This window comes from Lysinibacillus parviboronicapiens (assembly GCF_003049575.1).
In the GTDB taxonomy this organism is placed as follows: Bacteria; Bacillota; Bacilli; order Bacillales_A; family Planococcaceae; genus Lysinibacillus; species Lysinibacillus parviboronicapiens.
The window spans coordinates 50,910-65,025 of sequence record NZ_PYWI01000008.1 but is presented as its reverse complement, the minus strand read 5'-3'; the positions used below and the strand labels follow the sequence as shown (position 1 = coordinate 65,025).

Here is a 14,116-nt window from a genome sequence, read left to right as displayed (position 1 = left end):
GCGCTAGATGTATTTCAATCACTCTTTTCAATTAATTTGAAAAAGTTCAACTTTCATCCAGAGCTTTTCGAATATCATAATCGTTTAGATTGATATCCAGAGCTATTCCTAGTGCCATCTTTGCTAGCTGCCCTCCAATAAAGGGGCCCATCGTCAATCCGGACGCACCTAGTCCGTTCGCCGTTATTAGACCATCCCAGCCAGGAATAGCCCCTATCACCGGTAGAAAACCAGGTGTAAAAGGACGAAAACCAACTCTTACCTCCTGAAAAATGCTATTTGCTAAATCAGGTGCTATATCTAACCCTTTATTCAGAATTTCTTGTATTCCTCCTGCTGTGATTCTTGTATCGTAGCCTTCCATTTCATTTTCGTGAGTCGCTCCTATAACAATCTTCTGGTTATCAAAAGAAAGCAGGTATTGATCAGATGGCGGCATGACTACAGGCCAAGTGCCTGTGTCTTGTCTATCAGGTACTTGTAGATGCATAATTTGTGCTTTTTGAAAGCTAACTTTAAAGTGAATGCCTAATGGCTGCAGCAGTTGATTGGCCCAGGCACCTGCACAAACAACCACCATGTCAGACGAGAAGCTTGTATCACCGACGATTACTCCTGTAATTCGGTTCGACTGATATTGAAGCCTTGCATCCCCGTTTATCAGGACAGCACCGTTCCTTTGGGCTGATCGAAGCAATGCATCGCGTAGCGCACGACCATCTACCCGTGCAGCACCGCTAATATGAACAGAATGATAATCTTCTGTTAACAAAGGAAAACGCTCATGGGTTTCTTTTTCATTAAGCTGGGTAATTTCACCGATTTCCGGTGCATCCACTTTTCGTAATTGTGCCCGCTCTCCCATCCTTTTTATTTTCTCCAAATCGTCATGGATACTAATTGCACCAACTTGAGCATAGCCTGTTTCTGCTTCGCCCTCCCTTTCGAGCTCTTTAATCAACCCCGGGTAAAAACGCGCGCCGGCCTTAGCCAACTGGTACCAAGCTTGATTGCGTCGCTGTGATAACCAAGGGCAAATAATACCAGCAGCGGCATCTGTAGCCTGTCCTTTATCTTTGCGATCTACAATTAGAACATCCGCACCCATCTTGGCTAACTGGTATGCTGTCGATGCCCCAAGAATTCCTGATCCAATAACAATGACTTTCTTCATGTTTACATCCCTTTCCTAAATCACTGTATCCATTATAACGAACTCCGCATGAAAGTATTGTCCTTACATTTACAATTAATATCTGTTAGGCAATCCTAAAACTCAAATCAGTACTTTTTAAACAGGCACCTTTTACTTTTCTACTCTCCTCTTTGCCAAACTTAGAGAAAATATATTTAATCAATTACTGCCGGCAGAATCTGTTCCTTAATCAGTGTCCATCTATCACGGGGATTCATGATGAAGGTAGAGGCGATGGCTATCACTAAGTCTTTTGCTGGGATGCAACAAATGACATGGCCACCATCACCTAGTGCTAAGTAGGCAGAAACACCGTCCTCCTCTCTTAACCACCAGAGATAGCCATAATTATTGGGATTCATCGCAGTGGATTCACTAATCCATGATGTCGGAATAATTTGTTGACTGTCCCACTGACCACCGTTCAAATAGAGCGTGCCAAAACGAGCCATATCACGTGCGCTGAGGGTAAGTCCCCATCCTCCAGTGGCATGGCCATTGGGGTCTTCCACCCAGCCTTTTACATTATGTCCAAATAAATCTTCAAAGCCAAATGATGTCATAGCATACTGAGGGATTACTTTCATGCCAATAGCGCTGAATAGATGCTCATTGGCAAACACTCGGGCATTCTTGCCTGTACTACGTGTGATAATCGCTGAAAGTAGATGTGCTCCTGATGTGGCATATTTAAACACACCGATTTTACCTTGTTCACCTAACATATCAAGAGTATATTTTACCCAATCTGCTTGTTGACACAACTTATCTAATGGCTCATGCCAGTCTTCAAATGGATAGGGCGCAGTCATCGTCAGAAGGTGGCGTATAGTAATTTGATGTTTCTGCTTGTCAGCAGCATTAGCCACATATTCCGGGAAAAAATCTAGCACTTTCTGATCTACATTGTGAATATATCCTGCATGGATAGCAATACCGATGAGCGCTGATAGGATACTTTTTGTTACAGATGCCACATGATACGTGTCATCTGGACCAAAGCCATTATAGTATCTTTCATAAGCAATACTGCCATTTCTTACCACAACCATACCATTGATATTGCTGTACTCGGATTGTATTTTCTGTTCAAGCTCTGCAAGCTTTGCCGTGTCCATTTTCTCCATTTCAGGGTCTACGGCTTGCCATGTTGTAGTTGGCTCAACATTTTTTTGCATGAGAAGTCCTCCTAAAGACGTTTTGGTTTTAATAGATTTTTTATGTTGTCGCTATTTTCTTTACAGGAAAATACACCTCGGTAATGATCTCCTCAGGAACAGTGACTTCATTAGGGTTGGTTATATACACTTCATACGGTGATTTCACCAATTCATAGCCCTCATTTGCTAGCCATTCCATCAAGTTTGCGTATACTGATGTCAATTCTGGATATGCCCCCTTTAAAACCGATTTCGCACAAAGGGTACCAGGCACATCTCTCGTTCCTGTTACAGCCTCCTTAATTGGGATTGCAAACTCTGTATCATTGCCGACAGGATTGAACTCTGGACTATGATAAAAAGTCATTGGCTTCCCAAGCAAGGTAAGTTTATCGATAGCAATCTTTTCATAGAGCTTGCTAAAATATGTCCCATATCCTGTCTCAAAGTCAGCACTCGTCATTCGTTGACGGCTATAAAGAAGAGTCATCGGCTGCGTTTCAACAAGCTGGACGTCAATTTTGTCAAGGTAAGACATAATGGGTATACCCTGCTCTAAATTGAGAATATCTGTGCTCATTTGTTTGACGGTATAGGCTAACGCATTTAGCTTCTTCTGCATTGCATGTCTTTTGCTAGTAAAAGCCGCAGCAAGCTCCTCTTCTGCTTGATGTTCTTCCAGTTCCACAAGGGCTTTTATTTCCTCCAGCGAAAAATGATAAGATTTTAAACGATTAATAAAGAGCATCTTTTTCAGTTGCTTGATGGCATAATACCGATAACCGTTGTCAGTATTAATGTCATCAGGCGTAATTAATCCAATTTCAGCATAATAGCGCAGTGTCTTAGTTGACACGCCGCAGAGTTTTGAGAATTCTCCAATCGATAGCAAGCAGCCACCTCCATGTTCCGATGTTTATCAAAACCTTGTTCCATTCAGTTATACACCTTTCCCTTAGGGCAAAGTCAACTTCAATAATTTTGTTTAACGTAGGCTTGTACATAATTTTTAAATACTGTATTCCCTATTATATGAAGCAAAATTGCAGGATGGATTTTTGCAGTAGCTTTCACTTTCAGTAAATGTTTGAGCGGCTGATCTGAAACTCCTGCAAGCATGCGAGACAAATGAAACCACACACGAAACGTAAGCAAGGGAGGCTTGGCGTACGCCCATGCATAACGATGTATAGTTTTTTACTGACCGTCTATGGTGAGACCAAGCTTCTGCGTGAAGACAAAAAGAAGCGCCCTTCAACGCTTTCACGCTAGAAGAGAGCTTCTGATCTATATTAATTTTTGGGGGAATTCTAAACAAAATATGCAAATGGCGTTCAAGCGTAATTTCGATTGGTTTTGCAGTTCAAACATGTAGAGCAAAATCTTATAGTAGTATCTATATTTGGGGATAAATATAGATACTACTGGCTAAAGTAGGCTAGCTAGTGCCTTGCTCTGCCTTATATATTTTGGCAAATCTTCAATACTTGATGTACCGCCTCTGCGGAATGATGCAGGGCTTGTTGTTCTTCTTTCGTTAGCTGTAATTCGATAACCGATTCGATGCCATTTCCGCCGAGGATTGTCGGTACACCTAAAAATAATTGGTGATAGCCGTACTCTCCTTCTAACAGGGCAATAGAAGGAATAATTTTCCGTTGATCTTTCATGATGATTTCCACCATTTGGGCACAGGCTGCGGCTGGCGCATAGTAGGCACTGCCGTTGCCAAGCAAACCAACGATTTCTCCGCCACCTTTTCGTGTGCGTTCCACTATTTGCTGTAATCTTTCTTGGGGAATCAGTTTTTCTAGTGGAATGCCTCCTGCATAAGAATAGCGAATGAGCGGCACCATTTCATCTCCATGTCCGCCTAATACGAAACCTGAGACATCCTCTGGTGCAATGTGTAACTCTTGTGCTACAAAGGTGTTAAATCGGGCTGTATCCAAGACACCTGATTGGCCGATGACACGATTTTTCGGAAAACCAGTCTCTTTATAGCAAACATAAGTCATGGCATCTACAGGGTTGCTCAGTACGAGCACAATACTGTGTGGCGCATATCTTTTTATTTGCGCAGATACTTGTTTGATGATTTTCGCATTCGTTGTCACTAAATCATCCCGGCTCATGCCTGGTTTACGTGGAATGCCCGCTGTTATGACGACGATACTTGCACCTGCTATATCTTCGTAATTACTTGTTCCTGTTACCGTGACATTAAACTTTTCAATCGGTCCAGTTTGTAGTAAATCAAGCGCTTTTCCCTTGGTCGGATTGTCTGCTTCAGGAATATCTAACAGCACTACGTCGCCTAACTCTTTTTGTGCTAAAAATAAGCTTAACGTTGCTCCGGTATGACCAGCACCGATGACCGCAATTTTACTTTTTTGAAATGTCATACCGTTTCACCTCGGCCTTCATCAGCCACTGTTTCCGCTGTTTTTTTAGCGCGGGTTGGTAACGGTTTTTTCTTTGGGGGCTGTGGTCCATTGATCATCTGAAAAACATCATCATCTGGTCTAGGGATTACATGTGCACCTAGTAATTCACCAACACGCATTGCTGCCGCCTTACCAGCCTCGACAGCCGCCTGCACTGAGCCAACATCTCCTTTGACCACGATTGTTACAATGCCACCATCGACAAATTCCTGTTTCACAATGGTCACATCGGAAGACTTAATCATTGCATCGGCTGCTTCTAACGAGCCGATTAATCCTTTTGTTTCAATCATTCCAATTGCACTACTCATTTACTTCACCTCGCATAACTTCCGTAGAATCAATAATGCCAATAACGACTGCATCAATGGGCAATGGATTCTCTTTCATAATGTAGCGTGATGACCCACCACTTGTAATGAGCACATCATCTCCAACACCAGCCCCAATGCGGTCTGCTGCCACAATCTCAGTGCGAATCGGCTGTTGATTTGAGTCGATAGGTTGAATGATTAATAATTTTAAGCCATTTAACCCTTCTTCCTTCCTCGTCGCCCAAACACTGCCGATGACTCTTCCCATCTGCATGCCTTCACCCTCTTTACCCTATGCTTGATTCTTCGCTTACCCAGTGCTAATCGTTAATGTTTTGTTTAACTCGCGTATTTTGTCATAGGCTAATGCTGTGACAATTGTCTTCTTTGAGACGATAATTTCTTGCGCATCTATTGCAAGTACTTCTCCTTGTGACAGCAACTTCTTGTCAAAATGGAACATGGATTTTTCCTCAGTCTTCACGACTGCTTGTCGTTCTATCGGTTGCAAGCTTTCTATAGCTGAGGCATTGACGATTTCAGCCTTGGCACCTTGTTGAATTAAACCCGCATTAGCTTCATCTGTATCAATATGCATTTCTAAGCGATAGCGCTCAGAAACACGAATAATGACATTCGATAAAATAATCGGTCTTATCCCTTCTACCTTGACCTGGACAGACTGCCCATCAGCAACTTGGAGTCGATTACTATCCACTGGTGACATATGAATATGTGCTTGTGCAATAATCAGTCCTTCGGCAAGCGACACGCTACCCTTTGGTCCAATCAATGTAATCGGGCTAGAACCCTTTATATCTCCTGAAGTTCGCAAGGGTGGTTTGACGCCTATTTTCATGGCATCTGTCCAACTAATCTCTACTTGCGATAAGGCACGAGCTGGGCCTAAAATGCGTACCCTTTCTATAGAGCCCTTCGGACCTGCAATCAACACAGTTTCCTCCGCGGCAAACTGACCGGGCTGTGAAAGCTCGAATTTCGGCGTCAACTGATAGTTTTCACCAAATAACAGTTCCACCTCTGCTTGTGCTAAATGGACATGACGTGCCGATACACCAATCGGGATTTTTCCATCATGTTGCAAGGAAGGTTGACTTTTTAACACTTGCTGTAATACTTCTTCCACAATTTGTTGCACTAAATTTTCTTGCATCAGACCTCCTCCTTACGTCCATGATTTGATAATTTTTCCTTGTGCCTGCTGCTCAATAAAACCGGCATTGGCTTCATCTGTATCGATATGCATCTCTAAACTAAAATCTTCTGACACACGGACAACGACACCACGAAAAGTAACAGGTCGTTCGCTCTCCACCTCAACAGCTACCCATTCATTATTTTCGACGTTTAATGCCAAAGCATCTGCTGGCGTCATATGAATATGCGCCTGTGCTATTATGACACCTTGCTGTATAGTCACTTCCTTATCTGCAACCATGATGTTAATGCTAGCAGAGTTTTCAATGTCACCCGATTGTCGCAACGGGGCTGATACTCCTAATTTCACAGCATCTGTTCGACTTACTTCTACCTGTGTTGCTGCTCTGACTGGTCCTAATACACGTACATTATGAATAACACCTTTTGGCCCCACGATGGACACCCGTTCTTTTGCTGCAAATTGGCCTGGTTGCGAAAGAGCAAAATCCCATGTTAATGTGGCATCGGGACCAAAAAGTGCCTGTAAATCTTCTTCACTTACATGTATATGACGAGCTGAAACGGCTACAGGGAATGTTTTTACCTCTGTTATCAAGCTAGCCACCTCTATATCTAGTAAACTTCTACATATTTATTAAGCTTCTGATTTTGGTAAGATTAACTCTAACTCGTTATGAGGACGTGGAATTACATGGACAGATAATAATTCTCCTACACGTCCTGCTGCTGCTGCACCTGCATCCGTAGCTGCTTTCACTGCCCCAACATCACCACGTACTAGTACTGTGACAATACCGCCACCAACATGGACTTTTCCTACTAAATTCACGCTTGCAGCTTTGACCATTGCATCTGCCGCTTCAATTGCTCCTACTAATCCTTTTGTTTCTACCATTCCTAATGCTGTACTCATTTGTCATTCCTCCAAGTAAATTAATTTTTTTGTAACACAATTTGTTTTAATACTTCATCTACGATTTGCTGAACCACTGCGTTATCCAAAGTCGGTTCTTGTGCCTTGATATTTTCTACTAGTGGTGTAATTTCGAACGCTGGTTTTGGTACTTCAACATCCTTAATGCCGTATGCCATGCGCTTGATATTCATTAAATGTCTAGCTGTAATGTTATCGGACGTTATATTGCCGCCAAATGTCCCACAGCCTAATGTGAAGGATGGAGCAAGGCCAGTCGTTCCTCCAACAGCACCGATGGATGAAAGCGTATTGACAACAATGCGTGACACAGGCAAATCAATGGCAAACTGCTCAGCTAAGGCTTCGTTTTCCGTATGAATTGCACAAGAATGTCCACGCCCACCAATATTCAATAAATCAATCATGACCTGTTTAGCCTCCGTACTTCCTTCTACTGTGTACAAGGCAAATATCGGAGAGAGCTTTTCAAGTGAAAATGGAATATTCTTCCCAATCATCGTTTCGACACCGACAAGTACTTTGGTGTCATCTGGCACCGTGATGCCAACCGAATCTGCTAAGCAGGAGGCGGATTTCCCAACAATTTGTGGGTTGACTTTGCCGGGCACCGGTGAAATCATTTTCTCCATCTTCAATTTTTCTTCATCACTCAAAATATAAGCATGGTTTTTCTTTAACTCCGCCATGACTTGCTGTGCAATGCTGCGATCGACAATAATGGCCTGTTCTGTTGCACAAATGGTGCCATTATCAAATGACTTACTTTGTACAAGCTGACGCACGGCTTTTGCAATATTGGCGGATTTTTCGATATAGGCGGGCACATTGCCTGGACCTACCCCATAAGCGGGCTTGCCTGAGCTATAAGCCGCTTTCACCAACGCACCTCCACCAGTCGCTAATATTAAATGAATATTAGGATGCTTTAACAATTGCTGTGTTGCCTCCATCGACGACATAGTTAAACATTGCAGTAATCCTTCGGGTGCTCCTGCCTTTTCAGCAGCGATTCTACAAACATCCAAAGCTTCCTTCGTACATTTAACGGCATATGGGTGGGGACTTAACACAAGGCCATTTCTTGTTTTCAACGAAATAATCGTTTTAAAGATGGCTGTTGACGTCGGATTTGTCGTTGGCACAATGCCTGCAATAACCCCAAATGGGCTAGCAATTTCTGTAACTTTTTTCAGGTGATCGACACCAATAACGCCTACCGTCTTTAAATCTTTTATATCTTCATAAACATCTCTTGAAGCAACTTCATTTTTCATTTTCTTATGATTGGGTATGCCCATCCCTGTCTCTTGCACAGCCATTTTCGCCAATCGATCTGCCTCTTTAAAGGCTGCGTCTGCAACTGCCTTGACGATTGTATCTACTTGTTGCTGTGAAAATTGTAGGTAGGCAGCCTGTGCACTATTAGCACGGGTTACAGCATCTCTCATTTCTTGAATAGCTAATAAATCTTTATCTAATGTGGCCATAACGCCACCTCCTTTCTAAATCACTGGGTTTCTCGCCAAATTGTCAATGGCTTCCCTAAAAGCATCTGCTGCCGCTTGGCACGACGATTGACTACCACTTAATAAGCCACCACCAAAATTGGTTTCAGAAGGTGGGCCATAGAATACCTTGAGCTCTACATCTGCTGCCTTTAATGCGGCATCTAAGCCAACAACGGCTTCGAGTGGTGGTGCGATTAAGTAAGCAAGAGCTGTGCCCACTTTGACATTAGCCTGTTCAGCCAGATACGTTCCGCAACTCGCTACCGTATGCGCAAAAAGTGCATGCTGTTCATTGCCAAGAATCGCTTCAAAATACGTATCAAACTGTATTTTCTGCTGAATTGCCTCTAAACCACTGCGTATTTCATCTGGCGAGCTGCCTGCGATAATGCCAATCACTTCCCCAGATAACGGACCAGATGCATGCGCAGCACCTGCATAAAAGCTTTTCGCATAGACCACTTCGACATCTGCTTTTTTTGTTGCTTCGTCAAATGCTACATAGCCAACATCATCAATGGTCAGCGTGACAATGCCAATGCTCGTGTGGTTCGGTTTTAAGGCTAATTGCTCGGCTAACTCGTTATTCACTCGAGGTATTATTTGCATGGCTAATAGTTGGGCCATTATTTTTTGAGGATTCAATGCGCATCACCTCTAACTTTCTTTTGCCACAAGACCAACACCACTTGCCTTGTACTGCAATATTTTTTCAACAACCGTTCCTAAATAAGCACCTGCCTCTAATGGCGGGATACCACCTTTATGGATGTTGGATATAACCATCCGATCTGCTTCTACTGTGCCAAATCTCGGCTTGTAGCAAAGATAGGCACTCATCGACTCAGCAGAGACAAGACCAGGCCGTTCGCCTATTAAATAAACAACTACCTCTGCTTGTAAAAGCTCGCCAATCTCATCCATTAGTGCCACTCGCCCTTTATCAATATAAAAGGTAGTTCCTATGTCAATATTTAAATTGCTTAAGCTCTGCTGTAAGGCTAAATAAACATCTTGGATATTGGTTTCAATTGCACTGGCACTTAAGCCATTCGAAATAATAATTTGGACTTGCGGATTATTTTGACATTTTGCTTGAATCAGTGCCTTTGATTCATCCGATAAACGGCGACCTAAATCCGGTCTTGTAATGTACTCCTCTTTGTTTGTTACTCTCGTTGTGACTTGGAAGACATTTAACTGCTTCAATAAATTGTCCGTCACTTCTCCATAGACCGCATCCACCGCAGCTGCATGATCGAGTCGAAACTTAAGCCATGTTTTCGTTTTAGGTCTAGTGCCTGCACGTCCAACCCCTATCCTTGCTGGTGTATGCTTTCTTGCGGCCTGTACACTTTCAGAGACGTTGTCATCTTCAAATTGAAATGTGGTGATAGGGGCTATACGGTCAGCCGGCTCACCAAAGCTTGGCTCATACGACTGTTGTTGCGTATGGGATGCATGGTTGTAAAGTTTAATCAATGTATCGTTAGGTGCTGCAGTTGGCATTTCATGGGCAACATTGCCTGCAGTCTCATCCAATTTACTTAGCTTTTCTTTTGATTTTTCGCTTGGCGTAACAGTGTTTTTAGGAGCATCTGTTACCGTACTCCCACCCATTTTTTCCATTACGAGTTGTGTTATCATCGATACTAATTGTTCATTCACGTTATTCACCTACCTTTCAAACAAAGATAAATCGCCTGCCCTCGCTGAAAGACGACCATTTTCATAAATCCCCATTTTTTCTAGCCACGCTAAATAGGCAGGGGTTGGCTTTTTGCCAAACGTTTGCAGCAATGTGGCTACATCGTGGAAGCTCATTGACTGGTAGTTCAGCATGACATCGTCTCCCATTGCCGCGGCAATGATAAAATTCACACCAGCCGCCGTTAGTAAAACGCTTAAATCCTCAATATCATTTTGGTCTGCTTTTATATGATTCGTATAACAAATATCGACGCCCATTGGGATGCCATGCATTTTGCCCATGAAATGATCTTCCAGACCAGCACGTATAACTTGCTTATTGTTGTATAAATACTCTGGGCCGATAAAACCAACAACCGTGTTGACGATATACGGATTAAAATGTCGGGCAAAGCCATAATTGCGAGATTCTAACGTGACTTGGTCAATGCCCATATGTGCTTCTGCGGAAAGCTCCGACCCCTGTCCCGTTTCAAAGTAAAATAAATTTGGCCCCGTACCAGTGCCTTGCTTTTTCACAAGCTCTTGTGCTTCTCTTATCATGTCAGCAGAAATACCGAACGAGCGATTCGCTATTTCTGTCCCAGCGATACTTTGGAAAATCATATCTGCTGGTGCCCCCTGCTTAATGGCCTTCATCTGTGTTGTAATATGTGCCAAGACACAGTTTTGCGTAGGAATCGACCAGTCATTGATGAAATCTTTCGTGGCATGCAAAACTTTTTTGACACTTTCTACTGAATCATCTACAGGGTTAATACCGATGACGGCATCGCCAATCCCATAAGACAAACCTTCTTTTAATGAGGCAATGATGCCATCAATATTGTCTGTCGGGTGATTTGGCTGTAAGCGGGAGGCCAGTGTACCCTTTTGTCCGATGGTACTATTACAGGTCGATAATATTTCTACTTTATTGGCCGCATGAACGAGATCTAAATTAGACATGAGCTTTGTCACAGCCGCAATAATTTCTGAATTCATGCCCTTACTTAAACGCTTTAACTCCCGATCACCTGTGTCATTCGACAAAATGTATTCTCGAAGTTGCTCAATGCTCCAGTTTTTAATTTCTCCATAGATTTGCTCATTGACGTCTTGTTCAATGATACGTGTAACTTCATCATTTTCTGGAGGAATTAGTGGATTTTCTCTAATGTCTTTTACTAATAGTTCACTTATTACTGCTTTTGCTGCAATTCGCTGTTGTACAGATTCGGCGGCGATCCCAGCTAGCTGATCGCCCGATTTTTCTTCGTTGGCCTTGGCCATGACATCTTTTAATGAATCAAAATTATATTTTTCTCCACCAAACATCATCGATAGTTTCACATTCATCCTCCTTTACTTTGAGTGGAATGCAAGTGTTTTGACAACAACAGGGACCACACCAGACGGTAGTACTTCCCCTATGTCGATATAATCACCTGTTTCTACTTTGATTTGATCGATGCAAATAATTGGGACAGTGCGATGAAGAGCTTGTATTGTTTGCCCTATGACCTTTGCATAATCTGATTGCATAACGATAATAATTGGCATTTCTTTGGAACTTTTTGCCGCTAATTGTTGCAAGATGACCTCACATAATCGATGGACATCTTGAAAACTTAAATAGGGTAAATGACTAAAATATAGGGCAAAAGGTGAGCGGTTCTCTTGTATTGAAAAAAGGGTGTCTGCTCTTTCTACAGCTGTTTTCACCACATGTTCAACCTCTTCCAATGGGCTAGCCATATGGCAAGTAATAACAGGGACATTTTTTAATGGCAAAACATCGGCATTCACTTGAATCGTTGCACCACTAATTTCAGTTGTCTGTGTACCTGCTCCGGTCACCGTTGCCCGTGACGTTTCCTGCGGTTTTAGCCATAAAAATGATTGTAGCTGCTCATGTTGCAACAGCATTTTCGCTAGTTTTTCGCCAATATCATCATACTGACGTTCACTACAATCATTTTCATAGAGACAAGCGGCAACCCCGCCGGAAAACATAATGGCATCTATCGGTTTATCCCAGCTGGGCAAATGCCCCAACAATAACGGATGCCGTTCATCTGTTAATTGCCCACTTAATGTCATTGCTAAAGTGTCTACCATTTCTTCCATACATCGAATGACACGCTTATCCTCTGCCGCATCACCAACGCTTAATGGATCGGGCCATGTGTCCATTAATTTGCGAATGGGTGATGAAATCGATTGGACAACTCCATGATGAAATTCGATAAGTCGTCCACCGATATGTAATGTGCATGTGCCAATGACTTCTCCAAATTGCATAACAGCAATATTTGCCGTCCCGCCACCGATATCAATATTGGCGATGACTTTCGCTGTATTCTTTGACTGCTGTAACGTGCCTGCACCTTTTGCTGCAATAATTCCTTCTAAATCAGGGCCAGCAGTGGCGACTAAAAAATGTCCCGCAGTGTTCGCGATAGCATGTATAACCTCGCTGGCATTTTGCTTTGTTGCGGATTCACCTGTGATAATAATTGCTCCGGTTGCAATATCTGCCGGTGCAATACCCGCCAGTTCATATTGCTGAAAAATAAACTGTTCTATTTTTTCCATATCAATTACTTCTTTGTTGATAAAGGGTGTTCTAATAATGGGACTTTGATGTAAAATCGTTTTTTCAATAATTTCTATTCGTGGTACATGTGTCAGTCCAGCTACGTTTTTTAGCAACAAACTACTGACAACCATCTTCGTTGTACTCGTTCCAATATCGATGCCTGCACTATAAATTTTCTCTGTCTTCAACTCACTTCACCTTCCATCCCCTATTGGCTATACATGAGATATGGACTATCACTATTGTTCACAAATTGGCGAATGTCTTCGTCACAATTGAGCTGAATCAGCGGTGCAATATACTCAATACCCAGCTTTTGCCATGCAGAGGTTTTTATGATAGGGCCATGTGTCATGACTTTTTTTAATAAGGCGGTGGCTCTCTCTACATCTGCAAGGGGTGCGTCAATTTTCGTAATGACGCCAATTTGTATTTTGGGAATCCCTAAGCTAAATTGCGGTGGGAAAACACTCCTTGATGACGTGGCATCTTGTAAATAGATGACATGTGTTACTTCGAGTGATGTCGCCATGATATTTCTGTAATACATTGGATTTTCAATATATTCTCCGGGTGTATCGACAATCCAGTCATCATAAACAAGTGCCTGTGTTTTATGGGCGAGTCCATCTTTCCCTAATAGTGCATTCATGAGCGTGGATTTCCCCGCCTGAACGCCGCCTATGATCATTACTCGATTTTTCATATGGCACATCCTAAGACTTCGTAATTTTTGATGGCGTATAGCCTAAGCTTTCCGATAAAAATCGATTTATCTCTAACATCGCCATTTCAACCTCAGACACACTACCCACAATAACCAGACTGCCAGTAAAACGATCTAAAAATCCTAGTCGTACATTTGCCGCCTTTGTCGCTAAATCACCCGCAATAATAACTGTTTCACTCGGTGTACAAGTCATAATACCTAGCGCACCCGCTTCTTGAATGCCAAGTTTTTGAAACATATCGGGATCAGGATTGGCGATTAGATGACTTAATGTTAGCTGTTTACCTGGCACGAACTCCTGAATAAAACGTTTTTTTTCTTCACTCACACATCATCACCTCTTCATCATTTT

16 protein-coding genes are annotated in these 14,116 nt (G+C 42.6%); all 16 read right to left on the bottom strand.

Annotation, left to right across the window (positions count from 1 at the left end; genetic code table 11):
- Positions 1–46: 46 nt before the first annotated feature.
- Positions 47–1,174 carry an NAD(P)/FAD-dependent oxidoreductase gene (locus tag C9J35_RS09110; protein ID WP_107924260.1) on the bottom strand — a complete coding sequence of 376 codons (1,128 nt, stop codon included), beginning with the start codon at positions 1,172–1,174 and terminating at the stop codon, positions 47–49.
- 176 nt (positions 1,175–1,350) lie between these two features.
- Positions 1,351–2,373, bottom strand: a complete 1,023-nt coding sequence (locus tag C9J35_RS09105; RefSeq protein WP_107924259.1) for a serine hydrolase domain-containing protein — start codon at positions 2,371–2,373, stop codon at positions 1,351–1,353.
- A gap of 40 nt (positions 2,374–2,413) precedes the next feature.
- On the bottom strand, positions 2,414–3,247 hold the full coding sequence (locus C9J35_RS09100) for a MerR family transcriptional regulator (RefSeq protein ID WP_054767545.1): 834 nt from the start codon (positions 3,245–3,247) through the stop codon (positions 2,414–2,416).
- Positions 3,248–3,815: 568 nt separating this feature from the next.
- Positions 3,816–4,760 (bottom strand): malate dehydrogenase, encoded by a 945-nt coding sequence (gene mdh, locus C9J35_RS09095; RefSeq protein WP_107924258.1) that lies wholly within the window; start codon positions 4,758–4,760, stop codon positions 3,816–3,818.
- A complete protein-coding gene (locus C9J35_RS09090; RefSeq protein WP_107924257.1) occupies positions 4,757–5,113 on the bottom strand; it encodes a BMC domain-containing protein in 357 nt (118 codons plus the stop codon). The genes mdh and C9J35_RS09090 overlap by 4 nt, the downstream gene beginning before the upstream one ends.
- Positions 5,106–5,390 (bottom strand): EutN/CcmL family microcompartment protein, encoded by a 285-nt coding sequence (locus C9J35_RS09085; RefSeq protein ID WP_054767543.1) that lies wholly within the window; start codon positions 5,388–5,390, stop codon positions 5,106–5,108. Before C9J35_RS09085 ends, C9J35_RS09090 begins: the two co-directional genes overlap by 8 nt.
- Before the next feature lie 36 nt (positions 5,391–5,426).
- Positions 5,427–6,290: a phosphate propanoyltransferase gene (locus tag C9J35_RS09080; protein WP_107924256.1), complete on the bottom strand. Its 864-nt coding sequence runs from the start codon at positions 6,288–6,290 to the stop codon at positions 5,427–5,429.
- Positions 6,291–6,302: 12 nt separating this feature from the next.
- On the bottom strand, positions 6,303–6,893 hold the full coding sequence (gene pduL / locus C9J35_RS09075; RefSeq protein WP_054767542.1) for a phosphate propanoyltransferase: 591 nt from the start codon (positions 6,891–6,893) through the stop codon (positions 6,303–6,305).
- A 39-nt stretch (positions 6,894–6,932) separates the two neighbouring features.
- On the bottom strand, positions 6,933–7,211 hold the full coding sequence (locus C9J35_RS09070) for a BMC domain-containing protein (RefSeq protein ID WP_010858947.1): 279 nt from the start codon (positions 7,209–7,211) through the stop codon (positions 6,933–6,935).
- Positions 7,212–7,231: 20 nt separating this feature from the next.
- Positions 7,232–8,722, bottom strand: a complete 1,491-nt coding sequence (locus tag C9J35_RS09065) for an aldehyde dehydrogenase family protein (protein ID WP_107924255.1) — start codon at positions 8,720–8,722, stop codon at positions 7,232–7,234.
- Positions 8,723–8,737: 15 nt separating this feature from the next.
- A complete protein-coding gene (gene eutL, locus C9J35_RS09060) occupies positions 8,738–9,388 on the bottom strand; it encodes an ethanolamine utilization microcompartment protein EutL (protein WP_107924254.1) in 651 nt (216 codons plus the stop codon).
- A 12-nt stretch (positions 9,389–9,400) separates the two neighbouring features.
- On the bottom strand, positions 9,401–10,411 hold the full coding sequence (eutC, locus tag C9J35_RS09055) for an ethanolamine ammonia-lyase subunit EutC (RefSeq protein WP_107924253.1): 1,011 nt from the start codon (positions 10,409–10,411) through the stop codon (positions 9,401–9,403).
- Positions 10,412–10,420: 9 nt separating this feature from the next.
- Positions 10,421–11,791: an ethanolamine ammonia-lyase subunit EutB gene (locus C9J35_RS09050; RefSeq protein ID WP_107924252.1), complete on the bottom strand. Its 1,371-nt coding sequence runs from the start codon at positions 11,789–11,791 to the stop codon at positions 10,421–10,423.
- Positions 11,792–11,797: 6 nt separating this feature from the next.
- Positions 11,798–13,222 carry an ethanolamine ammonia-lyase reactivating factor EutA gene (locus C9J35_RS09045; RefSeq protein WP_107924251.1) on the bottom strand — a complete coding sequence of 475 codons (1,425 nt, stop codon included), beginning with the start codon at positions 13,220–13,222 and terminating at the stop codon, positions 11,798–11,800.
- A 20-nt stretch (positions 13,223–13,242) separates the two neighbouring features.
- A complete protein-coding gene (locus C9J35_RS09040; RefSeq protein WP_107924250.1) occupies positions 13,243–13,740 on the bottom strand; it encodes a EutP/PduV family microcompartment system protein in 498 nt (165 codons plus the stop codon).
- A 10-nt stretch (positions 13,741–13,750) separates the two neighbouring features.
- Complete coding sequence (eutS, locus tag C9J35_RS09035; protein WP_107924249.1) at positions 13,751–14,092, bottom strand: ethanolamine utilization microcompartment protein EutS; 342 nt, start codon at positions 14,090–14,092, stop codon at positions 13,751–13,753.
- Positions 14,093–14,116 lie beyond the last annotated feature (24 nt).

What these genes read in the sequence shown, in the direction of transcription:
- C9J35_RS09085 (WP_054767543.1), bottom strand. Translation starts at nt 5,390, where the DNA reads ATGCAGATGGGAAGAGTCATCGGCAGTGTTTGGGCGACGAGGAAGGAA.
- C9J35_RS09050 (WP_107924252.1), bottom strand. Translation starts at nt 11,791, where the DNA reads ATGAATGTGAAACTATCGATGATGTTTGGTGGAGAAAAATATAATTTT.
- C9J35_RS09080 (WP_107924256.1), bottom strand. Translation starts at nt 6,290, where the DNA reads ATGCAAGAAAATTTAGTGCAACAAATTGTGGAAGAAGTATTACAGCAA.
- C9J35_RS09040 (WP_107924250.1), bottom strand. Translation starts at nt 13,740, where the DNA reads ATGAAAAATCGAGTAATGATCATAGGCGGCGTTCAGGCGGGGAAATCC.
- C9J35_RS09090 (WP_107924257.1), bottom strand. Translation starts at nt 5,113, where the DNA reads ATGAGTAGTGCAATTGGAATGATTGAAACAAAAGGATTAATCGGCTCG.
- C9J35_RS09110 (WP_107924260.1), bottom strand. Translation starts at nt 1,174, where the DNA reads ATGAAGAAAGTCATTGTTATTGGATCAGGAATTCTTGGGGCATCGACA.
- C9J35_RS09070 (WP_010858947.1), bottom strand. Translation starts at nt 7,211, where the DNA reads ATGAGTACAGCATTAGGAATGGTAGAAACAAAAGGATTAGTAGGAGCA.
- C9J35_RS09105 (WP_107924259.1), bottom strand. Translation starts at nt 2,373, where the DNA reads ATGCAAAAAAATGTTGAGCCAACTACAACATGGCAAGCCGTAGACCCT.
- C9J35_RS09065 (WP_107924255.1), bottom strand. Translation starts at nt 8,722, where the DNA reads ATGGCCACATTAGATAAAGATTTATTAGCTATTCAAGAAATGAGAGAT.
- mdh (WP_107924258.1), bottom strand. Translation starts at nt 4,760, where the DNA reads ATGACATTTCAAAAAAGTAAAATTGCGGTCATCGGTGCTGGTCATACC.